This window comes from Sphingomonas kyeonggiensis, assembly GCF_014196745.1.
Classification (GTDB): Bacteria; Pseudomonadota; Alphaproteobacteria; order Sphingomonadales; family Sphingomonadaceae; genus Sphingomonas; species Sphingomonas kyeonggiensis.
Map to the genome: position 1 here is coordinate 816,857 of NZ_JACIEH010000003.1, position 24,975 is coordinate 841,831.

At 68.1% G+C, this 24,975-nt stretch carries 21 protein-coding genes; 9 read left to right on the forward strand and 12 right to left on the reverse strand.

The genetic code is table 11. The features are described 5' to 3' along the window. Positions 1–85: 85 nt before the first annotated feature. Genes GGR46_RS19110 through GGR46_RS19125 form a run of 4 tightly spaced genes read right to left on the reverse strand, consistent with a single transcriptional unit; the run spans position 86 to position 6,952 of the window. A complete protein-coding gene (locus GGR46_RS19110) occupies positions 86–2,167 on the reverse strand; it encodes a tetratricopeptide repeat protein (RefSeq protein WP_183999592.1) in 2,082 nt (693 codons plus the stop codon). Next, positions 2,151–3,509, reverse strand: a complete 1,359-nt coding sequence (gene prsR, locus GGR46_RS19115) for a PEP-CTERM-box response regulator transcription factor (protein ID WP_183999593.1) — start codon at positions 3,507–3,509, stop codon at positions 2,151–2,153. The genes GGR46_RS19110 and prsR overlap by 17 nt, the downstream gene beginning before the upstream one ends. Beyond that, complete coding sequence (gene prsK / locus GGR46_RS19120; RefSeq protein WP_183999594.1) at positions 3,506–5,563, reverse strand: XrtA/PEP-CTERM system histidine kinase PrsK; 2,058 nt, start codon at positions 5,561–5,563, stop codon at positions 3,506–3,508. The genes prsR and prsK overlap by 4 nt, the downstream gene beginning before the upstream one ends. Further along, a complete protein-coding gene (locus GGR46_RS19125) occupies positions 5,564–6,952 on the reverse strand; it encodes a TIGR03013 family XrtA/PEP-CTERM system glycosyltransferase (RefSeq protein WP_183999595.1) in 1,389 nt (462 codons plus the stop codon). It abuts the gene before it with no gap. Positions 6,953–7,118: 166 nt separating this feature from the next. Between GGR46_RS19125 and GGR46_RS19130 the strand changes: the two genes are divergently transcribed. Further along, positions 7,119–8,180, forward strand: coding sequence for a mannose-1-phosphate guanylyltransferase/mannose-6-phosphate isomerase (locus tag GGR46_RS19130; protein ID WP_183999596.1), 1,062 nt, complete (start codon positions 7,119–7,121; stop codon positions 8,178–8,180). Here the strand turns inward: GGR46_RS19130 and GGR46_RS19135 are convergent. Continuing rightward, positions 8,177–9,313 carry a sulfotransferase family protein gene (locus tag GGR46_RS19135; RefSeq protein WP_183999597.1) on the reverse strand — a complete coding sequence of 379 codons (1,137 nt, stop codon included), beginning with the start codon at positions 9,311–9,313 and terminating at the stop codon, positions 8,177–8,179. The genes GGR46_RS19130 and GGR46_RS19135 overlap by 4 nt on opposite strands. A gap of 45 nt (positions 9,314–9,358) precedes the next feature. Here GGR46_RS19135 and GGR46_RS19140 point away from each other — a divergent pair, with 45 nt between their 5' ends. Both GGR46_RS19140 and GGR46_RS19145 read left to right on the forward strand, forming a co-directional pair. Further along, positions 9,359–9,946 carry an aspartyl/asparaginyl beta-hydroxylase domain-containing protein gene (locus tag GGR46_RS19140; RefSeq protein ID WP_183999598.1) on the forward strand — a complete coding sequence of 196 codons (588 nt, stop codon included), beginning with the start codon at positions 9,359–9,361 and terminating at the stop codon, positions 9,944–9,946. A gap of 35 nt (positions 9,947–9,981) precedes the next feature. Beyond that, a complete protein-coding gene (locus GGR46_RS19145) occupies positions 9,982–10,278 on the forward strand; it encodes an HNH endonuclease (RefSeq protein ID WP_246426275.1) in 297 nt (98 codons plus the stop codon). A 40-nt stretch (positions 10,279–10,318) separates the two neighbouring features. On the opposite strand, the gene pepF is transcribed toward GGR46_RS19145, so the two are convergent. The 3 genes from pepF to groES all read right to left on the reverse strand — a co-directional run bounded on the left by pepF (position 10,319) and on the right by groES (position 14,367). Further along, on the reverse strand, positions 10,319–12,181 hold the full coding sequence (pepF, locus tag GGR46_RS19150) for an oligoendopeptidase F (RefSeq protein ID WP_183999600.1): 1,863 nt from the start codon (positions 12,179–12,181) through the stop codon (positions 10,319–10,321). A gap of 178 nt (positions 12,182–12,359) precedes the next feature. Continuing rightward, positions 12,360–13,997: a chaperonin GroEL gene (gene groL / locus GGR46_RS19155; protein ID WP_183999601.1), complete on the reverse strand. Its 1,638-nt coding sequence runs from the start codon at positions 13,995–13,997 to the stop codon at positions 12,360–12,362. Between the two features lie 82 nt (positions 13,998–14,079). After that, complete coding sequence (gene groES, locus GGR46_RS19160) at positions 14,080–14,367, reverse strand: co-chaperone GroES (protein WP_183999602.1); 288 nt, start codon at positions 14,365–14,367, stop codon at positions 14,080–14,082. A 367-nt stretch (positions 14,368–14,734) separates the two neighbouring features. On the opposite strand from groES, the gene GGR46_RS19165 reads away from it, so the two are divergent. From GGR46_RS19165 to GGR46_RS19185, 5 genes are all read left to right on the forward strand, one after another. Next, positions 14,735–15,598 carry a hypothetical protein gene (locus tag GGR46_RS19165; RefSeq protein ID WP_183999603.1) on the forward strand — a complete coding sequence of 288 codons (864 nt, stop codon included), beginning with the start codon at positions 14,735–14,737 and terminating at the stop codon, positions 15,596–15,598. A 73-nt stretch (positions 15,599–15,671) separates the two neighbouring features. Continuing rightward, positions 15,672–17,252, forward strand: a complete 1,581-nt coding sequence (locus GGR46_RS19170; RefSeq protein WP_183999604.1) for a ShlB/FhaC/HecB family hemolysin secretion/activation protein — start codon at positions 15,672–15,674, stop codon at positions 17,250–17,252. Between the two features lie 107 nt (positions 17,253–17,359). Continuing rightward, positions 17,360–19,252: a signal peptide peptidase SppA gene (sppA, locus tag GGR46_RS19175; RefSeq protein ID WP_183999605.1), complete on the forward strand. Its 1,893-nt coding sequence runs from the start codon at positions 17,360–17,362 to the stop codon at positions 19,250–19,252. Beyond that, entirely contained in the window at positions 19,249–19,809 is a 561-nt protein-coding gene (locus GGR46_RS19180; protein ID WP_183999606.1) for a GNAT family N-acetyltransferase, read from the forward strand. The genes sppA and GGR46_RS19180 overlap by 4 nt, the downstream gene beginning before the upstream one ends. Before the next feature lie 60 nt (positions 19,810–19,869). Next, entirely contained in the window at positions 19,870–20,256 is a 387-nt protein-coding gene (locus tag GGR46_RS19185; protein WP_183999607.1) for a hypothetical protein, read from the forward strand. Positions 20,257–20,293: 37 nt separating this feature from the next. Here the strand turns inward: GGR46_RS19185 and GGR46_RS19190 are convergent, their stop codons facing one another. Together GGR46_RS19190 and GGR46_RS19195 are read right to left on the reverse strand one after the other, a co-directional pair. Continuing rightward, positions 20,294–20,668: a hypothetical protein gene (locus GGR46_RS19190; RefSeq protein WP_183999608.1), complete on the reverse strand. Its 375-nt coding sequence runs from the start codon at positions 20,666–20,668 to the stop codon at positions 20,294–20,296. Then, entirely contained in the window at positions 20,668–21,303 is a 636-nt protein-coding gene (locus GGR46_RS19195; RefSeq protein WP_183999609.1) for a trimeric intracellular cation channel family protein, read from the reverse strand. The genes GGR46_RS19190 and GGR46_RS19195 overlap by 1 nt, the downstream gene beginning before the upstream one ends. A 62-nt stretch (positions 21,304–21,365) precedes the next feature. On the opposite strand from GGR46_RS19195, the gene GGR46_RS19200 reads away from it, so the two are divergent. Further along, positions 21,366–22,031 (forward strand): YoaK family protein, encoded by a 666-nt coding sequence (locus GGR46_RS19200; RefSeq protein WP_183999610.1) that lies wholly within the window; start codon positions 21,366–21,368, stop codon positions 22,029–22,031. 213 nt (positions 22,032–22,244) lie between these two features. Here GGR46_RS19200 and lpdA read toward each other — a convergent pair whose 3' ends face one another. Further along, positions 22,245–23,639 (reverse strand): dihydrolipoyl dehydrogenase, encoded by a 1,395-nt coding sequence (lpdA, locus tag GGR46_RS19205; RefSeq protein ID WP_183999611.1) that lies wholly within the window; start codon positions 23,637–23,639, stop codon positions 22,245–22,247. Positions 23,640–23,769: 130 nt separating this feature from the next. Further along, positions 23,770–24,975, reverse strand: coding sequence for a 2-oxoglutarate dehydrogenase complex dihydrolipoyllysine-residue succinyltransferase (gene odhB, locus GGR46_RS19210; RefSeq protein WP_183999612.1), 1,206 nt, complete (start codon positions 24,973–24,975; stop codon positions 23,770–23,772).

The window sequence follows — 24,975 nt, forward strand, 5'->3', positions numbered from 1 at the left end:
CGCCGCGGGCACCTGCGCGCGGGGGAAGAATCGGGGCCCCGTGCCGTAAACTTCGTAAACTTCCACGGGCCGCAGCCCCGGCGAATCAGCCGTTCGCCACCGCCAGCGCGGCGGCTCGCTCGGGGAAGCCCGGGTCGGCGAGCGCTGCCTGGGCGTTCTGCTTCGCCTCCGCCTTGCGGCCGAGCGCGGCATAGACCTGGGCCAGGTGCCAGCGCAGCCCGGCATGCTTGGGGGCCAGGATCACGGCCTTCTGCAGCAGCTCCAGCGCGCCGTCCTTGTCGCCGCCCTTGAACAGCGCCCAGCCATAGGCATCGGCGACCGCGGGATTGGCCGGGGCCAGGCCATAGGCCGCCTCGCCGAAATCGACGGCGGTGCCGGTCTCGCCCACGCCGGCATAGGCGGCGGCGAGCTCGGCGTTGAGCGCGGCGTCGCCATCGCCGATCTGCGAGCGGATGTCCTCGAGCGTGTCGATCGCGGCGTCATAGTCGCCGGCGGCGAGCTGCCAGTGCGCCGAGAGGCGTTGCGCGGCGATGTTGACCGGGTTCTGCGAGAGGAACAGCGCCAGCGCGTTCGCCGCTTCCTCGCGCTTGCCGCCACGGTCGAGGGCATCGACCAGGCGGAGCAGGGTCGGCTCGTCGAAGCGCAGATCGGCCGCGCGCTTGTAGGCGGCGGCCGCGTCCGCCGGGCGGTTGAGGAGCATCAGCACGTCGCCCAGCACCACCTGCGCGCCGGGGGCGCCGGGGTTCTTCGCGGCGATGTCCTGGGCCCGGGAAAGGGCGGCGCCCTTGTCGCCATTGGCGATCAGGCCGCGGATCAGCGGGAGCGTCGCCTGGGGATCGTTCGGCCGCTGGGCCGCATCGGCGGCGAGGGTGGCGGTGCTGTCGTCGGCGCTGAACGCGGCGGACTCGCCCGTCGCCGGGAAGGCCGCGCGGTCGAGGAAGCGCGAGGCGCTCGCCCGATCGCCGATCCGCTCGAAGCCGCGGGCGACCAGGGTCAGCGCGTAGCTGTCGGCATCGGCGCGGGCGACGACGGGGCGCAGCATGTCGATGGCGTTGCGCGCGCGGTCGGTACGCAGCAGCGCGACGGCGAGCAGCTTGCGCGCGGTGATGTTCATCGGCTGCATCGCGACCAGGTCGGTCAGTTTGTCGATCGCCTGCTCATACTCGCCGCGCTCCAGGTCGAGCGTGCCGCCGAGCAGCTTGGTGCCGGGCAGGTCGTCGATCGTGCCGCCGGTCTTTTCCAGGATCGTGCGCGACAGGTCGAAATTGCCGGCGCGCGCCGCGATCACGGCCTGGAGATAGAGCGCCTGCGGGCTGCCGGGATGGGCGGCGAGGGCGCGGCGGGTGGCGGCGATCGCATCGACGGTGCGGCCGGCATCGCCCAGCGTCGCGGCATATTCGATCAGCGCATTGTGGCGCGCCGGATCGCGCTTCAGCGCCTGCTCGAACCAGGGCAGCGCGGCGACCAGGCCATATTGGCTGCGCACGATCTCGCCGCGCAGCACCAGCGCATCGACCGAGCCGGGCGCGAGCTTGACCGCGCGGTCCGACGCCTCGGCGGCGCCGCGCAGGTCACCGGCGGCGAAGCGGAAGCGGCCGAGGTCGGTCCACACGCCGGCATCGTTCGGGGCGAGGCGCAAAGCCTCGGCAAGGGCATTCTGCGCCCCGGCATAGTCGCCGGTGGCAGTCAGTGCGCGGGCGCGGATGCGCAGGCCATAGACCTTCTGGCTGGCCGGGGCCTTGTCCGCCTCGGCCGGGGCCTTGTCGGTCTTGCCCTGGAGCACCCAGGCCTCGGCGCGCCATTGCGGCACGGCCCTGGCGTCGTACCCGGCGTCCACCGCGCGCTGGATCTCGCCCTCGGCGCCGACGCCGTCCTGCAGCGCGAGCAGGGCGCGGGCGAGGACGATATGGGCGTTCTCGTTGTCGGGATCGCCGCGCACCGCCTCGGCCGCCAGGTCGCGGGCGGCGGTGGCGTTGTCCGCCTTGAGCAGTGCCTCGGCCCGGCCGGTCGCCTCGGCGGCGTCGGCGGCGCTCATCTTGCCGGTGGTCAGCGTGAACCAGCCGATCAGCACGGCGAACAGCACCGCGAGCGCGCCGCCGATCACCAGCACGCCGCGCACGCCGAAGCCCGAGGATTTGGCGCGGGCGCGCCTATGGCTGGAGGTCATAGGCCTTCATCAGATCATAGAGGGTGGGACGGCTGATGCCGAGCAGACGGGCGGTGCCGGAGATATTGCCCTCGGCGCGGGCGAGCGCATGACGGATCGCCTTGCGATCGGCGAGCTCGCGCGCGGCCTTGAGGTTGACCGGCTCGATCTCCGCCTGTGCCCCGAGATCGAGATCGCTGGCGGTGACGTGCTTGCCCTCGGCCATGATCGCCGCGCGTTTCACGCGGTTCTCGAGCTCGCGGACATTGCCCGGCCAGCCCCAGGCGTCGATCGCGGCGAGCGCATCGGGGGCGAAGCTGCGCGCAATCGTGTTCATCTGGGCGGCATATTTCTGGAGGAAGTGCCGTGCGAGCAGCCCGGCGTCACCCGGCCTTTCGGCCAGGCTCGGGATGCGCACGACGATCTCGGCGAGGCGGTAATAGAGGTCTTCGCGGAAGCGATTGTCGGCGACCATCGCGTCGATGTCCTGGTGCGTCGCGCAGACGATGCGGGTGTCCACCGCGATCGCCTGGCGCCCGCCGACCCGCTCGATCACCCGCTCCTGCAGGAAGCGCAGCAGCTTGACCTGCAGGGGAAGCGGCACGTCGCCGATCTCGTCGAGGAACAGCGTCCCCCCTTGCGCGAGCTCGATCTTGCCCTCGGTGGTTTTCACCGCGCCGGTGAAGGCGCCCTTCTCGTGACCGAACAGTTCCGATTCGAGGAGGGTTTCGGGGATCGCTGCGCAGTTGATCGCGACGAAGCGGCCCTTCCGCCCGCTCTTGTCGTGCAGCCCGCGGGCGAGCAGCTCCTTGCCGGTGCCGCTGGCGCCGAGCAGCATGACGGACACGTCGGCGCTGGCGACACGCTCGATCGTGCGGGTGACCTTGAGCATCTCGGGCGCGCCGGTCAGCATGCCGCCGAGCACCGCGCCTGCCTCGACCCGCTCGGCGAGGCGGCGGTTCTCGGCCTCCAGCGCATGGACGTGGAAGGCACGCGCGACGATCAGCCCCAGCGCGTCGATGTCGATCGGCTTCTGGTAGAAGTCCCAGGCACCCAGCGAGATCGCGCGCAGCATCGATTCATGCGCACCGTGCCCCGAGGCGACGATCACCTTGGTGTCGGGCCGCAGCGACAGGATGGTCTCGAGCGTGGCGAAGCCTTCGGTGGTGCCGTCTGGATCGGGCGGCAGGCCGAGGTCGAGCGTGACCACCGGCGGCTCCTCGGCGCGCAGCACCGTGACAGCTTCCTCGCGGGTGGAGGCGGTGAAGATCTCATAGCCGTCATAGGCCCAGCGCAGCTGGCGCTGGAGCCCGGCATCGTCCTCGACGATGAGGAGCTTGGGCAGGGCGCGGGTGTCGCTCATGCGGCGCGTCCCATTCCCAGGTCGGCGGGGTGCGCGGCCTTGAGGATCACGCGGAAGCGCGTTCCCTTGCCTTCGCGCGAGGTCACTTCGATCTGGCCCTCCATGGCCTGGGTAAGCTGGCGCGCCTCGAAGGCGCCGATGCCGAACCCGCCTTCCTTCGACGAGACGAAGGGCTTGAACAATCTGTCGCGGATGAAGGCGGGCGACATGCCGCAGCCCTGGTCGATCACGTCGATCGCCACCCGCTCGCCATCGGCCGAGACCGACAGCGTGACTGGCTCGTTCGCCGGGCTCGCTTCGATCGCGTTCTGGACGAGATGGCCGAGCAACTGCTCGAGGCTGATCGGATCGGCATGCGCGATGGCGCTCTGCACACCGGCGGTCACCACCGGGTGCTGGCCCTTGCGCTGCCCGGCGACGCGTTCGACCAGCGCGACGACCTCGATCGCGTGCGGTGCCTCGGCGCGGCCGCGATGATGCTGGGAAAGGCGCGCGAGCAGCGCGTTCATCCGCTCCGCCGAATTCTGCAGCGTCGCGACCATGTCGGCGCGGAACTCGGGCTTGTCGGCATGGCGTTCGGCATTGCGGGCGGTGAGGGTCAGCTGGCTCACGAGATTCTTGATGTCATGGAGGATGAAGGCGAAGCGGCGGTTGAACTCTTCGAAGCGCTGGGCCTCGGCCAGCGCGTCCTGCGCCTTGGATTCGGCGAGGTAGGACGCGACCTGACGGCCGGCGACCTTGAGCAGGTCGAAATCCTCCCAGTCGAGCGCGCGGTCGAGCGCAGGCCGGGCGAGCAGGATCGCGCCGGCGAGCTCGGCCAGATGCGGCAGCGGGACGATCGCCCAGGCCTCGGGCAGGTCGAGCATCCATTGCGGCACGGCGACGGCATCGACATGATCCTCGCTGCGGCGGACCGCATCGAGCTCGATGATCCGGCCGGTCAGCTGGAGATGCTCGCTCAATGCCGTGTCGCTGGCGATAGGCGGCGTCGCATGATCCCAGTTCCAGCGCGCGCCGATGCCGAGCCCGCCTGCATCGGGCACCAGCAGCATGCCGGACGGACTTTCGGTGAGGTCGGCGATCGCCTTGACGATACGTTCGTCGAGCGCGGCGCCGCCTTGGGGAGCGCCCAAAGTCTCGGTGAAGCGCATCCATTCGGTGCGATAGTCGTAGCGGTGGCGGAAGAGATGCTTGGCCAGCTTCACCTTCAGCCAGGCGCGCAGCCAGCTATTGGCGACGAGCGTCAGGATCGCCGCGGTGGAGCCGAGCACGAAGGCGGTCTGGAGGATGCGGGCATTGGCACCGCCCACCGTGGCGATGGCCGAGGTGGCGAGCGCGAGCAGCGCGAAATAGGCGCCGACCGCGACCAGCGACAGCGACTGGTAGGTGACCGCGCGGGAAACCTCGATCTTCCACTCGCCCTTGCGCTGGAGTGCCGCCCCGATCGCGAGCGCGATGGCGAGATAGGCGAGCCCGCGCAGCGCCAACGGCTCGATCCGCCATTCGGCGGCGAGATAGGCGAAGGTGTAGAGCCCGAACTCGGCACACCACATGCACGCGAGCGCGATCACCAGCGTGCGCAGCGGCCCGCTGGTGGCCGGACCCAGCGCCGACCAGAGCGCCTGGACCAATACCAGCGCGGCCACCGCGACGAGCATCCGCATCAGCACCGCGGCATTGGCGGTCTGCGCCGTCGCGCCGGGATCGGGATGGACATAGGCGATGAGCGTGAGCGTCACGGCGGCGATCTGGACCAGGGCGACCACGCCATAGACCGTGCCGAGCGCGATCGGCGGCCGGGTCTGCGCGTCGCGCCGATGCAGCACGAGCATGAAGCCCAGCCAGGCGAGGTTGCGCAGCGTCTCGGCGAACCAGCTCGCGACGTCGGTCGATCCGATGCCGGCAATGGCGAGCGCCCAGAGCGCGGTGGTCGCCAGCGCAAAGGCGAGCGGGCGGCGCGGCAGCCCGGCGATATCGGTGCGCCATGCCCAGAAGGCGAGCGCTCCGAACAGCAGCGCGGCGAGCGCGTGCAGCCAGAGCAGCAAAGCGGCCATTTAGCGTGCGCCTTCGGGGAACAGCACGACGCGGATGGTCTGGAGGAGGATCAGCACGTCGAGGAAGGGCGAATAATTCTTCGCGTAATAGAGGTCGTATTCGAGCTTCTGGCGCGAATCCTCGATCGAGGCGCCATAGGGATAGTTGATCTGTGCCCAGCCGGTGATGCCCGGCTTCACCATGTGGCGTTCGGCATAATAAGGCAGCTTGGTCTCGAGATCCTCGACGAACTGGGGGCGCTCGGGGCGCGGGCCGACAAAGCTCATCTCGCCCTTGAGCACGCTCCAGCATTGCGGCAGCTCGTCGACCCGCGTCTTGCGGATGATCTTGCCGATGCGGGTGATGCGCGGATCGTCCTTCTCCGCCCACACCGCCTGGCCGTTCACTTCGGCATCCTGGCGCATCGAGCGCAGCTTGATGACGTCGAAGCCGGTGCCATAAAGGCCGACGCGGCGCTGGCGGTAGAATGCCGGGCCCCGGCTCTCCAGCTTGATCAGTATCGCGGTGAGCAGGATGATCGGCAGCATCAGGGCGAGCAGCACCGCGCTCGCGGTGATGTCGAACAGCCGCTTGAACATGCTCGAGAGCATGCGCCCCGAGGAGAAGCCGTCCGAGAAGATCAGCCAGCTGGGATTGACGCTGTCCAGGTCGACGCGGCCGGTCTCTCGTTCGAGGAAGGTCGAGATCTCGTTGACGTGCACGCCCGTGGTCTTGATGCGCAGCAGATCCTTGAGCGGCAGTGCGTTGCGGCGCTCTTCCAGCGCGAGCACCACTTCGCTGGCGTTGAGCACCACGACATGGTCGGCGAGATTGTAGATCGCGTCGCGCGCGATGGCCTCGGGGATCACGCGATTGGCCTCGCTCATCGAAACATAGCCGACCACGACGAAGCCCGCGCCGGGGGTCTTGGACAGGTCCTTGAGCCGCTGCGCGCGGGCGCCTGCGCCGAGCACGACGATGCGGCGCTTGAACGCCTGGCTGCCCAGGGCCTTGCCGAGCAGGATGCGCAGCGCGATCAGCGAGGCGATCGAGCAGCCCATCGCGTAGAGCAGGTTGGAGCGCCAGAAGCCGATCTCGGGGATCAGGAAATAGAGGACGCTGAGACCGATCACGCCCAGCGAGATCGCCACGATCAGCCGCGCCACCGCATAGCGCAGCGACTGGAGCGCGTCGGCGCCATAGACGCCGACCGACATCATCGCGACTTCGAGGAACAGCGCATAGCTGACGAGTTGCGGCCAGCGCGTCTGCACGGGCGGCAGGCCGATGCCCAGTTGGTGCGCGCGCAGCATCCAGCCGAGCTCGCCCGACACCGCCAGCAGCAGGATATCGAGAAAGCCGAGCAGCAGCACGGCATTGGGCACGTAATGCTTGAACAGCCGGATCATGGGCACCTGCTCTAAGGCAGAAGTGTAAACAAATCCGACATGGTCGGCATTGCCCGGCGGCCGACGGAATTTTCCTGAACCGATTTCGAAACCGCAGTGAAATCCAAGTGTTTGACCGACGGGGCAATTCGTCGCATTGCAACAAGCATCAGGAGGTCCGAAGCTCATGCCGGATTCGAAGCCGATCGTTCCTGTCATCCTGTCGGGAGGATCGGGTACCAGACTCTGGCCGATGTCGCGGGCAGAGAAACCCAAGCAGCTTTTGTCGCTCACCGCCGAGGAGACGATGCTGCAGCTCACCGCACGGCGAGCTTCGGGCGAGCGTTTCGGGGCGCCGATCGTCGTCGCCAATGCGCATCATGCCGACATGGTCGAGGAGCAGCTTGCCGCCGCGGACAGCGTCGCGCGTGCGCTGGTGCTCGAGCCCATCGGGCGGAACACGGCGCCTGCCATCGCGCTCGCCGCCATCGCTGCGGGCGGTGGGGCCGAGCCGCTGCTGGTGATGCCTTCCGATCACGTCATCGCCGATGTCGATGCCTTCCACGCCGCCATCCAGGCCGCGCTGCCGCTGGTGCGCGACGGCTGGCTGGTCACTTTCGGCATCACGCCCGATTCGGCCGAGACCGGCTATGGCTGGATCAAGGTCGGCGAGGCGATCGGCGAGGGCGTGCACCGGGTCGAACGCTTCGTCGAGAAGCCGCCGCGCGACAAGGCGGAGGAGATGCTCGCCCAGGGCGGGCATACCTGGAACGGCGGCATCTTCCTGTTCCGCGCGGACATCTATCTGGGTGCCCTGTCCAGCTATGCGCCCGAGATGCTCGCGGCCGCCCAGGCATCGATGGAGAAGGGCCGGCGCGAAGGGGCGCGGATCTGGCCCGATGCCGACAGCTTCGCGGCGAGCCCCTCCGACTCGATAGACTATGCCGTGATGGAAAAGGCGCCGCGCGTGGCGGTGGTGCCGGTGACGATGGGCTGGAGCGACGTCGGCAGCTGGGATGCGCTCCACGCGATCAGCCATGCCGATGCCGGCGGCAATGTCGTGCGCGGCGACGCGGTGGTGATCGAGAGCAGCAACTGCCTGGTTCGCGTCGAGTCCGGAAAGCGTGTCGCCCTGGTCGGCGTCGAGGACCTGATCGTGGTTGCCTCGGGTGATGACATCCTCGTCCTGCCACGCGGCCGCAGCCAGGAAGTGAAGAAGATCATCGAGGCGATGCGGAAGGGCGACTAGGCGGCCGCGCGCGTCGCCTCGAGCTGGGCGAAGACCGGAGCCAGATAGCGCTCGACTATGGCGCGAAGCTCGGCATCGGCCGCGCGCTGCTTGGTCTGGGCATCGGCGTGGAAGCGAATGCCGGGCGTCTTGGAATGATTTCCCGCTGCCGCTGTCATCGCTGCCCCGGCGGCCGCGTCGGGCGCGATGCCGAAATGCGGCAGGATGCGCTCGAAAAAAGCCTCGGGCAGTTCGGCATAATCGACCAGCAGGCCATTCTCCCGGCCGTTCTCGATGACTGCGCTGCAGATCCGTTCCAGCACCCGTGCGATGAAGACGCGGTCGGGAAGGTTCGCGTCCTCGGGCAGCAGGTCGAACCATGCCAGAGGCACCATGCCGGGCACGGTCTGCACGCCGCGCTGGCGCAGGTGCGAGACGATCACTTCCACCGGATCACGATAGAGGAAGATCCAGGGCGTCCGGGGAAAGGCGCGGCGAAGCAGGGGCAGCGCGCGGGTGTGCCAGCTGTCGAGCTTGACGAACAGCCGCTCGGCGCCGCGGCGATGGGCATGGACCAGTCCGCGCAGCGCATCGACATGCGCTTCCTGATCGGTGAAGCGGCACTGGAGCAGCGCATCGAGCGCCGGCGCTTCGGAGATGGAGACATGGCCCGGCACGGCGCCCAGCATCTGTGAGACGAGCGTCGATCCGCAGCGCGACATGTGGAAGATGAAGCCGGTCGGCGCCTCGCGATCGGCCTGGCCGGGGAGGCTCGCGATCGGTGTGGCGGTGCGGAACAGCCGGTTAAACGGCCGATACGATGCCTCCCGGATCGCATCCTGGAAGAAGGGAGTGTTCGGTGAGATGTCGGCGAAGTGGAGCCAGTCGACTGCCGGCTCGGGCGTCGATGAGAAACTGACGGGAAGCCAGCCCAGGGGCGGCCGGTCCGTCCGCATCGGCGGCGCTGGCGCGGAGCGATTCGCTTCGGCCAGATCGGCTGCGGCAAGGGCGATCCCGTGTGCGGTCGCCCATGCCAGCGCGCGGGCTTCGAATTCGGCCGGATCATAGGGTTCGGCGAGATATTGCTGCGCCTCGGCATCGGCCATCACGGCCGTCCGGAACTGGTCGAGCGGAGTCGGCGGCGTTGCAATCATCGGGGGCTGGGATAGGCTCGCTCGGGAAGGAGCAGGCAGGCTAATATGGCGACGGCACCCACACAATCCGTCTGGCCCGATCGGGTGCGGCTGCCGCTGCGCTTCGATCCCGCGCCGCTCGCCGCCGATCTCGCCGCGCTGGAACGCGGTGACTGGACCGAGCATTTCGTGCGGCAGAATTACGAGGGCGAGTGGAGCGTGTTGCCGCTGCGCGCTTCGGCCGCCGCCAGGCATCCGGTCCAGATGATCTATTCCGCACCGGATGCTACCGAGTTCGTCGATACGCCGTGGCGGGGCCGGATGCCGGGGCTGTCCGCGGTGATCGATGCCTTCCGGTCGCCGGTTCGCAGCGTGCGGCTGATGCGGCTCGCGGCGGGATCGGTGATCAAGGAGCATGAGGACTTCGACCTCGATGTCGCCGACGGGTTCGCCCGGATCCATGTGCCGGTGGTCACCAATCCGGATGTCGATTTCCGCCTGAACGGCGAGCGGGTCACGATGGCGCCGGGCGAGGCCTGGTATCTGCGGCTTGCCGATCCGCACAGCGTGGCCAATCGCGGCGACACCGCCCGGGTCCATCTGGTGCTCGACATGGTCGCCGACGACTGGCTGCTGCGCCAGCTCGAAGGATGAGCGGCCGGGTCCGGCGCAAGCAGGTCGCGGCTGCGATGGAAGCCGCGGCCGGCGTCGTGCCGACCGAGGCCTGCGCGCTTTGCGCACGCCCCTTGGGCGACAAGGTCGAATGGCATCACGTCGTGCCGAAGAGCGAGGGCGGCCGCGACACCGTGCCGCTCCACCCGATCTGTCACCGGACGATCCACGCCAGCGCGAGCAATGCCGAGCTGGCCCGGCTCTATCCCACGCTCGAGGCACTGCTCGAGCGCGAGGACATCCGCCGCTTCGTCGCATGGATCGCGGACAAGCCGCCCGATTTCCATGCGCCGACGCGGCGGAAGCAGCTTTAGGCGGTGCCGGCCCGCTCCCCCGCCCGGCACCGCAAACCGACTAGCCCACCAGGGCTTCCGCCTGGTCGAGCACGTTCTTGAAGTCGGCGACCAGCGCCTGGTACGGGGCCGGGCTCGCCATATCGAGGCCGGCGCGCTTCAGGATCTCGGTCGGATAGTCCGATCCGCCCGCCTTCAGCACCGACAGGTAGTTGTCGCGCTCCTTCGGCCCGCCCTTCAGGATCGACTGGGCGAAGAAGGTCGCCGCCGAGATGCAGGTGGCGTACTGGTAGACGTAGAAGCTGTTGTAGAAGTGCGGGATATACGCCCACTCGTTCGCATATTCGGGCGCGAGGATCATGTTCGGCCCGTGATAGGTGCGCAGCAGCTCGCCATAGACCTTGGTGAACTTGCTCCCCGACAGGCCCTCGCCCGCCTCTGCCATGTCATGCGCCTTCAATTCGAACTCGGCGAACATGGTCTGGCGGAAGAAGGTGCCGCGGTAATTCTCCATCTGCTGGCCGAGATAGAAGAGCTTCTCCTCCCTGGTCTTCGCACTCTTCATCAGGTGCGCGAACAGCAGCTGCTCGTTCAGCGTCGAGGCGATCTCGGCGAGGAAGATCGGATAGTCGGCCTTGTCATAAGGCTGGGCCGAATTGGCGAGCAGCGAGTGGAGCGCATGGCCCCATTCGTGCGCATAGGTGCTCATCCCGTCATATTTGTCGCTGAGGTTGAGCAGCAGATAGGGGTGCACGTCGAACGCGCCGGGGTTCATGTACGCGCCCGGGCGCTTGCCCTCGCGGGGCCAGGGATCCATCCACTTGGCCGCAGTCGCCTTGGCGATGCGCGCCTGATAGTCCGCGCCGAGCGGCTTCACCGCTTCCAGCGTGGTGCTCCGCATCTGATCGAGCGTGTAGCTGCGGTCCATCGAGACGAGCGGCGGATAGATGTCGTAATAGCCGATGTCCGGCAGCTTGAGCATCTTGCGGCGCAGCTCGAAATAGCGGTGGAGCTGCGGCAGCCCCTTGTTCGCCTCGGCCACCAGCGTGCGGTACACCGCCTCGGGCACATTGTTGCCGGAGAGCGCGCGGGCCAGCGAGGTCGGGTATTTGCGCGCCTTGGCGTAGAAGATGTCGCCGCGCACCTTGGCGGCATAGGTCGTCCCGAACGAGTTCTGGAACTTGCCGTGCGCGGTCCAGAAGGCGTTGAACACCGCCTTGCGGTCCTCGCGGTTGGGCGCGTCGCGGTTCAGCGAATAGCCTTGCGAATCGAGCCGCACCGCCTTGCCGGTCGACAGGGTGATGGTCGGCCAGGGAATGTCCGACGAGCGCAGCTGGCCCGAGATCTCGCCCGGTGCCGAAAGCGGCGAACCGGCGCTGGCGAGGATCGCCTCGCTCTCGGGCGAAAGGGTGTGCTCGGCCTGGCGCAGCGTGTCGGCCAGCGCGAAGTCGAAGCGGGTGCGCAGCGTCTGGCTGGCGGCGAGGAAGGCGTCGATCCTGGCTTTGCCCAGGGTCAGCAGCTCGGGCGAGGTCCAGGAGGTCGCCTCGCCGAACGCGGTGTAGAGGTCGCGGGCCTGGGCGAGCTTCTCCTGGTTGGCGGAGATGCGGACGTCCTCGTCACCCTTCAGGCTGGCATAGGTGTAGATGCGGCCGATCGTACGGCCGAGATCGGACTGGAGCGACAGCGCCTCGGCGAGCACGTCCGCGCTCTCGCCGAGCCGGCCCTTGTACTTGGCGATGCCGGGGATCGCGGCGAGCATCTGCTTGCGGGCGGACTCCCAGGCGGCTTCGTTCGGATAGAGCTCGGTCAGGTCCCACTGGGCACCAGCGGTCATCTTGGTCTCCTGCGCCCAGGCCGGCAGCGCGGCTGCGAGCGAAGCGAAAGCAGCCGCGGTCAGCGCTTCGCGGCGGGAAAGGTCGGTCATGGTCAGCCCCTGAGAACGCGCCTGTAGGCCGGCGCTGTTGTGGATGGGGCCAGTTTGTCGCGGTTTCGGGATGTAGGAAAGTGCTTTGTTGGCCTAAAACGCCAACACGCCGGATGGCCGGCAAAAGGAAAGGGCCGGGGATCGCTCCCCGGCCCTTCGCTTGTGCTTGCGCGGACTCTTAGAAGTCCATGCCGCCCATGCCGCCGCCCGGCATCGCCGGCATGGCGGGCTTGTCTTCCGGCAGCTCGCTCACCGCCGCTTCGGTGGTGATGAGCAGGCCGGCGACCGAGGCCGCATTCTGGAGCGCGGTGCGGACGACCTTGGTCGGGTCGATCACGCCGGCGGTCACCAGGTTCTCGTATACGTCGGTCGCGGCGTTGAAGCCGATCGTGGCGTCGTTGCCGTCGAGCAGCTTGCCGGCGACCACGGCACCGTCATGGCCGGCGTTCTGGGCGATCTGGCGAACCAGGGCCGAGAGCGAACGGCGGACGATGTCCACGCCGCGGGTCTGGTCCTCATTGGCGCCGGTGACGCCGTCGAGAGCCTTCGACGCATAGAGCAGCGCCGTGCCGCCGCCGGGGACGATGCCTTCTTCGACAGCAGCGCGGGTAGCATGGAGAGCGTCGTCGACGCGGTCCTTGCGCTCCTTCACCTCGACTTCGGTCGCACCACCGACCTTGATCACGGCCACGCCGCCGGCGAGCTTGGCGAGGCGCTCCTGGAGCTTCTCACGGTCATAGTCGCTGGTGGTGACTTCGATCTGCTGGCGGATCGCTTCGGTGCGGCCCTTGATCGCATCGGCTTCACCGGCGCCATCGACGATGGTGGTGTTGTCCTTGTCGATCGTGACGCGCTTGGCGGTGCCGAGCATGCCCAGGGTGACGCTCTCGAGCTTGATGCCGAGGTCTTCCGAGACGACTTCGCCCTTGGTGAGGATCGCGATGTCCTCGAGCATCGCCTTGCGGCGATCGCCGAAGCCCGGAGCCTTGACGGCCGCGACCTTCAGGCCGCCGCGCAGCTTGTTGACGACCAGGGTGGCCAGCGCCTCGCCCTCGATGTCCTCGGCGATGATCAGCAGCGGGCGACCCGACTGCACGACCGCCTCGAGGATCGGAAGCATCGACTGGAGGTTCGACAGCTTCTTCTCATGGATCAGGATGTACGGATCGTTGAGCTCGACCGTCATCTTCTCCGGGTTGGTGATGAAGTAGGGCGACAGATAGCCGCGGTCGAACTGCATGCCCTCGACGACGTCGAGCTCGAACTCGAGACCCTTCGCCTCTTCGACGGTGATCACGCCTTCCTTGCCGACCTTCTCCATCGCTTCCGCGATCTTCTGGCCGACTTCGACGTCGCCATTGGCCGAGATGATGCCGACCTGCGCGACTTCCGACGAGCCCGAGACGGGCTTCGAACGGCTCTTCACGTCCTCGACGACCTTGTGCACCGCGAGGTCGATGCCGCGCTTCAGATCCATCGGGTTCATGCCGGCCGCGACCGACTTCATGCCCTCGCGGACGATCGCCTGGGCGAGCACGGTGGCGGTGGTGGTGCCGTCACCGGCGATGTCGTTGGTCTTCGAGGCCACTTCGCGCACCATCTGGGCGCCCATGTTCTCGAACTTGTCCTTGAGCTCGATTTCCTTGGCGACGCTGACGCCGTCCTTGGTGATGCGCGGGGCGCCGAAGCTCTTCTCGATCACGACGTTGCGGCCCTTCGGGCCCAGCGTGACCTTCACTGCGTCGGCGAGGGTGTCGACGCCGCGCAGAATGCGTTCGCGGGCGTCGCGGCCGAACTTAACGTCCTTGGCTGCCATGGGATTTACCTCTCAAAATTCGTTCAAAAGTCACAAAAGTCGCGACACCCAACGCGTGCGCGGGGGAAGCCGCGGAAACGGCTCAGCCGATGATGCCGAGGATGTCCGATTCCTTCATGATCAGCAGGTCTTCGCCGTTGACCTTGACCTCGGTGCCCGACCACTTGCCGAACAGGATGCGGTCGCCGGCCTTGACGTCGAGCGGCGTGACTTCGCCCTTTTCGTTCTTGGCGCCCGAGCCGGCGGCGACGACTTCGCCTTCCTGCGGCTTTTCCTGGGCGGTGTCCGGGATGATGATGCCGCCGGCGGTCTTCGCCTCGGCTTCGACGCGGCGAACGAGCACGCGGTCGTGCAACGGACGGAAGTTCATTGCGGGTTCCTCACTTGGTTTGATCTCTGGTTTGGCACTCCATGGAGTCGAGTGCCAGCGACGGCGATATGCGAAGCCGATCCGCCCGCGTCAACCGGTGCGCGGTGGCCCGGTGCAAATTTAGGAGGCGCCGTCGCTTCGGCAAGGTTCCCGATTAAGTTATTGGCAACCACGAATCTTGCCATCGCCGGGAAACAATATCCCAAGCAATAGATTGAAGCGCCACCGACAAGTAAAAGTAAGTATCAAACACAGGAGAGGTGGCATGATTAATAATCATGGCCGGCTGGCCGGATTTGCACTTGCGTCGATTGGAATGCTTTCTCTTGCGGCGTGCAACAGCTCGGGAAGCTATCGCGTAGCCTCGGTGGGAACTAACGTTCCCGGCGATACGGCCGGTGACGGCTCGGGCGGTACTGGCGGAACGGGCGGCGGCACTGGAGGCGGTGGCGGCGCGACCGGCGGCGGGACGGGTACTGGCACCGGAAACGGCACTGGCGCCGGTACGGGCACCGGCGCGCTGGGCGGCAATCTGCTCGCGGCGTCGGGCAATGCGGTGATCGGGGTCGCCAACACCCAGACCGGACTTACCGCGGGTCTGGGCATCCCGGCGACCGGCCTGGTGACCGGCACGGTCAACCGCGTGCTCACCGCGACCGGGCAGACTCTGGTCGGGCTGGGCAATGGCAGTACCCTGATCCTGGACGGCAAGGGCGGCGCGCTCGGCTCGCTGGTCTCGATCGACCTCGGCCAGGGCAAGGTGATCGGCGGATCGAGCGGCGCTTCGCCGCTGATCGGCCTCAACGTGCTGGCGCGCAATCCCTCGACCGGCCAGCTCGCCACGGTGAGCGCCGCATCGGGCGGCAATCTGGTGAGCGTGACGGTGCCGAACGGGCAGGGCGGCAACCTGCTCAACGTCTCCGTGCCGGGCGTGGTCGGCAGCACGAACGGCGCCACCGGCGCTACCGGAGGGCTGTTGAGTGGGGTTACCCAGACGACCGGCGGTCTGCTGGGTGGCGTGACTGGAACGACCGGCGCGACCGGTGCCAACGCGAACGTCAACGGCACGCTCGGCTCGACGCTGGGCACGGTCAACGCCACGGTGAATGGTGTGCTCAATCCCCAGGGTGCGAGCGCCGGCGCCAATGCCAACACCAATCTGTTGACCGGCACCACCAATGCCGTGGGCGGGGTGGTCAACACCTTGCTGACGCCGACCAAACCGCGCTGAGACGCGGATCCGGGAAAGCCGCGCGCAACTGCCCCTGCGCGCGGCTTTTCCTTCCACAACCGGGAGAGAGACCATGCTGATCGCGCTTGCCGCGCTCGCCTGGCAGGACGCGGGCGTGATCGTCGACCGCAACCGGATCGACCGCGCCACCGCACCGCGCGAGGTGCCGTCTTCGCCGCGCACCACCCCCAGGCGTGAGACCACCAACGTCACCGCGACCGGCGCCAATACGCCGATCCGCGGTATTCGTTTCCAGGGCGCGCAGGCACCCGGGCCGGTGGCCGAGGCGGCGAAGCGCTTCATCGGCCGGCCCGGCGACAAGGATACGCTGATCGAACTCGCCGGCACCTTGTCCAAGGCCTATCAGCGCGCCGATGTGGCGCTCTACACCGTGGCGATCCCCGAACAGGATACCAGTGGCGGGACGGTGACCGTGCTGCTCACCGAGGGCCGGATCGCCCAGGCGAGCGTGAAGACCGACAGGCGCGGCCACCGGCTGCTCCGCGCGCGCATGGCGCGGATGCTCGACGAGGCCCCGCTCAGCCGCGCCACCTTCGAGCGGCAGGTGACGCTGATGCGCGCGATCCCGGGCCTGACCTTCACGAGCGACTTCGCCGATCCGAACGCGGACGGTGCGCTGGCGCTGACCGTGACCCCGAAGCAGAAGCGCACGCGCTTTACCGCGGGGTTTTCCAATCGCGGGATCACCCAGCTCGGCGACGGCCAGTTCGACGCCAAGGCGGAGTTCTTCGGCCTGGGGATCGACGGCGACCAGCTGACCCTGGCCGCATCGGCAGCGAGCGACCTGAAGCGCTATCGCTATCTGAGCGGCAGCTATGCCGTGCCGATCACCGCGAGCGGGCTGACGCTCACCACCAGCGGCGGCTATCTGGAGACCCGGCTGCGCGGCAATCCGGTGCGCGGCAAGGCGAAGCTGGCCGGGACTACGCTCAGTTATCCGCTGATCCGCGATTTCCATCGCAGCCTCGACCTGTCGCTGGGCGTGGATGGGCTCAACAGCGACAATGCCGCATTCGGCGCGCTGATCGCAACCGAGCGGACCCGGGCGCTGCGCGGCGGCGCGAGCTTCTCGAGCACGCGCGAGAAACGCAGCCTCGCGATCGGTCTATCCGCCTCCCAGGGGATCGACATCCTCGGCGCGCGCACCGATCCGCTCCAGGCCGACCGGCGCTTCCGCAAGTTCAACGGCTCGGCCTATCTGGCCCAGACGATCGGCAAGCGTCTCGTCGCGCGGGTGCAGGCCGGCGGGCAGTGGACCGGCGACCGGCTGCCGGCGGCGGAGCGCTTCGCGGTGGGCGGCGACAATTACGGGCGCGCCTTCGACGTCAGCTTCGCCAGCGGCGACCGCGGTGCCGGCGCGCTGGGCGAGCTGGCGGTGCGGCCGCTCAAGGGCGGCAAGTTCGGCACCAGTGAGATCTATGGCTTTGTCGATCGGGCCTGGATCGGAATCCGGGGGCGGGGCGGGGTATCCGGCCGCGGCGACTATGCGCTGGCCTCGGCCGGATTCGGCACGCGGCTCCGCTGGGTGGACAAGGCCGAGATCGGGCTGGAGGCCGCGCACGTCATCGACGATCCCTATCCCGGCTATGCCGAGGACTGGCGCTTCTCGCTCGCCTGGCGACTCTCGCTCTGAGACGGTTTCGGCGGCAATTGCTGTCTTGTTGCCATAATACAGGCATTTACGTGCCCGGTTCGATCCTCTAGCACGAAGGGCATATTCCTTCGCATTGGGAGCGGCACGTGAAGCTTGTTCGGGGCGCCTGGAAGATCCTGGTGGGGATCAAGGACTTTCTGGTCCTGGTCTTCATGCTGCTGTTCTTCACGATGTTGTTCGTGGCGCTTTCGGCCAAGCCCAATCCGGCGGCGATCCGCGACGGCGCGTTGCTCGTCTCGCTCGACGGCGCGCTGGTCGAGCAGCCCGAGGAAGTCGATCCCTTCTCCCGGTTCACCGGCGGCGACGTCGCCAAGCAGCAGCGGTTGCGCGACGTGGTGCGCGCGCTCGATGCGGCGAAGAGCGACGATCATGTGAAGGCGGTGGTGCTCGATCTCGATCGCTTCACCGGCGGCTATCCGGCGGCGATCAGCCAGGTCGCCGAAGCGGTGGGCAAGGTGCGCGCCAGCGGCAAGCCGGTGCTCGCCTATGCCACCGCCTATACCGATGACAGCTATGCGCTGGCCGCCAATGCCAGCGAGATCTGGGTGAACCCGCTGGGCGGCACGATGTTCGCCGGCCCGGGCGGCACCCGCCTGTTCTACAAGGGCCTGCTCGACAAGCTGGGGGTCAACGCGCACATCTACCGCGTCGGCAAGTTCAAGTCGGCGGTCGAGCCGTACATGCGCAACGACATGTCGCCCGAGGCCAAGGAAGCCGAGCTGGCGATCTACCAGCCGATCCTCCAGCAATGGCAGGCCGAGATCGCCAAGGCGCGGCCCAAGGCGCGCATCGCCGACTATCTCGCCAAGCCCGCCGAAGTGGTGGCCGCCGCCAAGGGCGACATCGCCAAGACCAACCTGGACCTGGGTATCGTCGACAAGCTCGGCGACCGCATGGCGTTCGGCAAGCGCGTGGCGGAGATCGCCGGCGTGGCGAGCGGCAAGCCGCTGGGCAATTTCAACCGGATCAAGCTGGCCGACTTCGTCGCCGCGCATCCGCTGCCGACCGGTGGCGACGCGATCGGCGTGATCACCGTCGCCGGCGAGATCGTCGACGGCAAGGCAGGCCCGGGCCATGCCGGCGGCGACACGATCAGCGCGCAGCTACTCAAGGGGCTGGCGACCAAGAACCTCAAGGCGCTGGTGGTCCGCGTCGATTCGCCGGGCGGTTCGGCGCTCGCCTCCGAGCAGATCCGCCAGGCGATCCTCCAGGCCAAGGCGCAGGGGCTGCCGGTGGTGGTCTCGATGGGCAGCCTGGCCGCCAGTGGCGGCTATTGGGTGTCGACCGCGGGCGACACGATCTTCGCCGAGCCCAACACGATCACCGGATCGATCGGCATCTTCGGCGTGATCCCCACCTTCGAGAAGACGCTCGCCAAGATCGGCGTGGGCGTGGACGGCGTGAAGACCACCCCGCTGAGCGGCCAGCCCGACATACTCGGCGGCACCAACGCGGAGACCGACACGCTGCTCCAGTCGGCGATCGATGCCGGCTATGCGCGCTTCATCGGGCTGGTCGCGGGCGCCCGCAAGATGACGCCGGAAAAGGTCAACGAGATCGCGCAGGGCCGCGTCTGGATCGGCGGCACCGCGCACCAGATCGGGCTGGTCGATCGGTTCGGTGGCGTGGACGACGCGATCGCCGAGGCGGCCCGCCGCGCCAAGCTCGACCCGGCCAAGGTCCATGCCGTCTATCTCGAGAAGGAGCAGTCCGGCTGGGCCAGGCTGATCGAGAGCTTCGCGGACGATTCCAAGGACGAAGGCGACTGGGCCGATCAGCCGGCGGGGGCGGACATGTTCGCCCGCGTGGCGATCGAGCAGCGGGCGTTGTTCGCCCAGGCGCTGGGCGATGCGAAGCGGCTCGCCAAGGGCGGCTCGGTCCAGGCCCGCTGCCTCGAATGCGGCGCGCTGGGGCCGGCGACGGCCAGCGTCGAGGACCGCACCCTGTTCGAAGCGATCGCGGCGCGGCTCGGCCTGTGATCGCGATCCGTGCAGCGACGCCCGAGGACGCGGGCGCCATCGCGGCGATCTATGCGCCGCACGTGCTCACCGGTACCGCCTCGTTCGAGATCGAGCCGCCGGAAAAGGCGGAGATGCGCAGGCGGATGGCGGCGAGCGACGGCCTCTATCCCTGGCTGGTCGCGACCACCGGCGATGTCGATGGCGGGGTGATCGGCTATGCCTATGCCAGCAAGTTCCGCGACCGCCCGGCCTATCGCTATGTCTGCGAGACCTCGATCTACCTGACCGACGCGTCGAGCGGTTCGGGTGTCGGGCGGCTGCTCTACGGCGCGATGGTCGATACGCTGCGTGCCCAGGGCTTCGTCCATGCGATCGGCACGATCACCTTGCCGAACGATCGCTCGATCAAGCTGCACGAGGCGGTCGGCTTCCGCCGCCAGGGCGTGTACCGCGAAGTCGGCTACAAGCATGGCCAGTGGATCGATGTCGGTTTCTGGCAGGTCGAGCTCAACGAGCCGCGCGTGCCGCCGGTCGAGCCGCGCCGTTTCGCCGATATGGGGTTAGTCCGGGATTGAGCCCGGCAGGGGCCGGCGTCTATCGGCACGGTCTGTCAGTAACGCGTGGTCCGGTGTCGCATGCCCCACAATGTTTCGCACAGCATCCAGGTCGACCTGGATCGCAAGCTGGTCGATCTGCGCATTGGCGGGCTGATCTCGCCTGAGGATGCCGCCTGGATCGGCGAGGAGCTGCGCGCGGCGATCCGCGCGCTCGGCCCCGATGTCGGCAAGCACGTCACCCTTTATGACGGCAGCGGGGTTCCCGTCGTGCCGCAGGAGACGGTGGAGCTGATCAAGAACACGCTCGACAATCCGGCGGTGCGCGCGATCTGGGCGCGCAAGGTCGCCTTCGTGGTCAGCACCGCGCTCGCCAGGATGCAGGCGCAGCGGCTGCGCGAGGTGCGTGCCGATATCGGCATCTTCGACGATCGCGAGCGCGCGATCGCCTGGCTGATGGAGCCCTGATCCGATTCGTCTCCTCCCTGGCAGGCCGGGGGAGGAATCAGTCGACCCGCACGAACGCGCGGCGGCCATTCTCGGTGATCATCGCGAAGCCGGTTGCGGTCCGCTCCAGGCGGACGCCTTCCAACTCGAGCCCGGTGGGAGCCACGGTGACGATGCCGTCGGACACCGGCCCGGAATCGTTGCGATAAGCGAAGCGTATCTGCGTGCCGTCCCAGCGATAGTCGGTATCCCCCTGATAGACCTTCTCGCCCGTATCGACGACTTCGTGATGGTCGCGCACGCCGGCATCGGTGCGCGTGAAACAGTGCGTGTCGGTCACCTCGGGGGCGAGCGTGGTGCGCCAGCAATGGCCCGTCCAATAGTCGAGCGGGGCGAGCGGATCCTGGGCGGCGAGGAGTAGGGCGAGAAGCATCAACGGCGCCCTCTATAAGCGGGCAGGCCGAGCTTCCACACGATCGCCGCGCCGCGCAGGCCGAAGCCGGCACAGGCGGCGAGCAGGCCGGCGGCGAACACCGGAAGGCCGGCTAGGGTCAACGCCACCTGCAGCGCCGCGGTGAGCGCCGCGGCGGTGACGTAGAGCTCCGGCCGCATCAGGATCGAAGGCTCGCCCGCCAGCACGTCGCGGATGATGCCGCCCACGCATGCGGTGACCACGCCCATCACCGCGGCGGGCACCGGCGGGATGCCGTAGCTCAGCGCCTTGGCCGCGCCGAACGCGGCATAGGCGGCGAGCCCGAAGGCATCGAGCCAGGCGAGCGTCGTGTCGCTCCACCAGCGCTGCGGGGTGATCCAGACGAGCAGCGCGACGCTCAGCACCAGCGCCGCGACGGTCGCGTCGTGCACCCAGAAGACCGGCGCGCCGATCAGCAGGTCGCGGATCGTGCCACCGCCCACGCCGGTGACGAGCGCGAAGAAGGCGGCGGTGACGAAGGTCTGGGCGCGATGCGCGGCGGCGAGCGCGCCAGTGGCGGCGAACACAGCGATGCCGAACAGGTCCAGCCAGGGCAGGATCGGCCCGATCCGGGCGGCGGCGTCTACGGTTTCCATGACCAATGTTTCATGGCGTGATGGCTTGCTGTCAAATGCGCGGCTGGGGCATGAGTGCGGTCATGCAGCGTACCGAGTCCCCGCTAATCGTCATCGCCATCTGCCTTGCCGCGCTCGCCGGCTTCGTCGATGCGTTGGCCTTCACCAGCCTGGGCGGCTTCTTCGCCTCGTTCATGAGCGGCAACACCACCCGGCTGGGCGTGGGGCTGGGCGCCAACCTGCCCGGCGACGCGGCGGTGGCCGGCAGCCTGGTGATGAGCTTCGTCAGCGGCGTGATCCTGGCCAGCGTGGTGACGCGCTGGCGCCAGGCGCGGTTCCGCGAGAGCCTGATGCTGGTGGTGACGGCGCTGCTCGTCGCCGCCGCGACGGTCGCCAGCCTGATGCCGGGGCCGATCGTGCTGATCTTCCTCGCCATGGCGATGGGCTGCGAGAACGGCATCCTCCACCGCGAGGGCGAAGTGACGGTGGGCGTGACCTATATGACCGGATCCTTGGTCAAGATGGGCCAGAAGCTCGCCGGCGCGCTGATGGGCGATCCTGATCGCTGGGCCTGGGCCGCCTATCTGTTCCTGTGGCTCGGCTTCATCGCCGGCGCGGTGATGGGCGCGGCGAGCCATGCCCGCTGGGGCTGGCAGGCGCTGTGGCTCGCGCCGATCGCCAGCGCGGTGCTCGCCTTCGCGCTGCTACGCATGCGACCGCGGCTGAGCGGGCCGGTGGTGGTGCACTAAACCCTCTACCGCTTGCGGGAGAGGGTGGCCGAGCAACGCGAGGCCGGGTGAGGGTGCGTGCGAGCAACGCGCGCTTCGCCTGCCCTCTCTGACACCCTCACCCCGGCCCTCTCCCGCAAGCGGGAGAGGGAGATTCCCGCAAAAAGAAAAGGCCGGGCATCGAGCCCGGCCTTCTCCTAACCCGTCCCCACTGGGAGGGGCCTTTGGTGTCGATCAAATATGGATCGGCTTGCCCTGCACCGCCATCGCCGCTTCCTTGAACGCTTCCGAATGCGTCGGGTGGGCGTGGCAGGTGTAGGCGATGTCTTCCGACGTCGCGCCGAACTCCATTGCCTGCGCCGCCTGGGCGATCATCGTGCCGGCGACCGACGCGATCATCCACACGCCGAGCACGCGGTCCGACTTGGCGTCGGCGATCACCTTAACCCAGCCGTCGGGCTCGTGGTTGGTCTTGGCGCGCGAATTGGCGACCATGGGGAACTTGCCGACCTTGACCTCGGTGCGCTCCTTGGCCTGCTCCTCGGTCAGGCCGACACCGGCGATCTCGGGCCAGGTGTAGACGACCGACGGGATCACGTCGTGGTTCACTATGCCGGTCAGGCCGGCGATGTTCTCGGCGACCGCGATGCCTTCATCCTCGGCCTTGTGCGCGAGCATCGGGCCGGGGACGACGTCGCCGATCGCCCAGATGCCGGGGACCGAGGTGCGGAAGTCGTGATCGATCTCGACCTGGCCGCGCTGGTTGGTCGAGAGACCGGCGGCCTCGAGGCCGAGGCCCGAGGTGTTCGGGCGGCGGCCGATCGAGACCAGCACCGCGTCCGCCTCAAGGGTTTCGGCGGCGCCGCCAGCCGACGGCTCGAGGGTGAGGGTGGCCTTGTCGCCATTGACCTGCACGCCGGTCACCTTGGTGCTCAGCTTGAGGGTCATGCCCTGCTTCTTGAACAGCTTGCCGGCTTCCTTGCGGACTTCGCCGTCCATGCCCGGGAGCAGCTGGTCGAGGAACTCGACCACGGTGACCTTGGCGCCGACGCGGCGCCACACCGAGCCGAGCTCGAGGCCGATCACGCCGCCGCCGATGACGACGAGATGCTCGGGAACCTTGGGCAGCTCGAGCGCGCCGGTCGAGTCGACGACGACCTTCTGGTCGATCTCGACGCCGGGCAGCGGGGTGACCGAGGAGCCGGTGGCGATGATGATGTTCTTGGCGCGGACCGTGCGGTCACCCACGGTGACGCTGTCCTTGCCGGTGAACGTCGCATGGCCCTTGAGCCACTCGACCTTGTTCTTCTTGAACAGGAACTCGATGCCGCCGGTCAGGCCCTTCACCGCGTCGATGCGCTGGGCATGCATCGCGTCGAGGTCGAGCTCGACTGTCGGGGTCTTGATGCCGAGCTTGGCGAGCTTGCCGCTGGCGGCTTCCTCGAACAGCTCCGACGCGTGCAGCAGCGCCTTGGAGGGGATGCAGCCGACGTTGAGGCAGGTGCCGCCCAGCGTCGCGCGGCTCTCGGCGCACGCGGTCTTGAGGCCCAGCTGCGCCGCGCGGATCGCCGCGACATAGCCGCCGGGGCCCGAACCGATCACCAGGACGTCGAAATCATAGTCGGCCATTTTTCGTTCCCTTGTTCCCCGAATGCCGGGGCCCAGTTTCGAGACGGAATCTGGTGCGCGTCTCGCTTAGTTTCAAACGTCATCGCAACTGGACCCCGGCCTTCGCCGGGGAACAGTCGGTTTGCTTCGATCAGAGGTCGATCAGCAGGCGGGTCGGATCCTCGATCGCGTTCTTGAGCGCGACGAGGAAGGTCACCGCCTCGCGGCCATCGACCAGGCGGTGGTCGTAGCTGAGCGCGAGGTACATCATCGGACGGACGACGACCTGGCCGTCCCGGACCACCGGGCGGTCCTCGATGCGGTGCAGGCCGAGCACGGCCGACTGCGGCGGGTTGATGATCGGAGTCGACATCAGCGAGCCGAACACGCCGCCGTTCGAGATGGTGAAGGTACCGCCCTTCATCTCGTCCATCTTGAGCGTGCCGTCCTTGGCGCGCTTGCCGAAGTCGCCGATCGTCTTCTCGATGCCGGCCACCGAAAGCGTCTCGGCGTCGCGGATCACGGGGACGACCAGGCCCTGCGGGGCCGAGACGGCGACCGAGATGTCGCAATAATCGTGATAGACGATCTCATCGCCTTCGATCGAGCCGTTGACGCCCGGGATGTCCTTGAGCGCCATGCAGGCGGCCTTCACGAAGAAGCCCATGAAGCCGAGGCGAACGCCGTGCTTCTTCTCGAACAGGTCCTTGTACTTGGTACGCGCCTCGATCACCGCGGTCATGTCCACGTCGTTGAACGTGGTGAGCATGGCGGCAGTGTTCTGCGCTTCCTTGAGGCGCTTGGCGACGGTCTGGCGCAGGCGCGTCATCTTGACGCGCTCTTCCTTGCGGCCGCTGGCCGAGGGAGCCGGAGCGGCAGCGGGCGCCGGGGTGGCGGCCGGAACGGGCTTGTTGCTCGCGGCGGTCAGCACGTCGTCCTTGGTCAGGCGGCCGTCCTTGCCGGTGCCCTGCACGGTCGACGGATCGACACCGGTCTCGAGCACCGCGCGGCGCACCGACGGCGAGAGCGCAGCGGCTTCGCTGCTGGCCGGAGCCGGGGCAGCGGCCGGAGCCGGTGCCGGTGCGGCGGCGGGGGCCGCTGCAGGCGCCGCGGCGGCAGCGCCGCCCTCGGTCACCACGGCGATCACTGCGCCGACCTCGACCGTGTCGCCGACCTTGACGAGCTGATCGCCCATCACGCCCGCGACCGGGCTGCCGACTTCCACCGAGACCTTGTCGGTCTCGAGGCTGGCGATCGGCTCGTCGAGCTGCACGGGATCACCCGGGTTCTTCAGCCATTCACCAAGCGTGGCTTCGGTGATCGATTCACCCAGCACCGGGACTTTAACGTCTGCCAT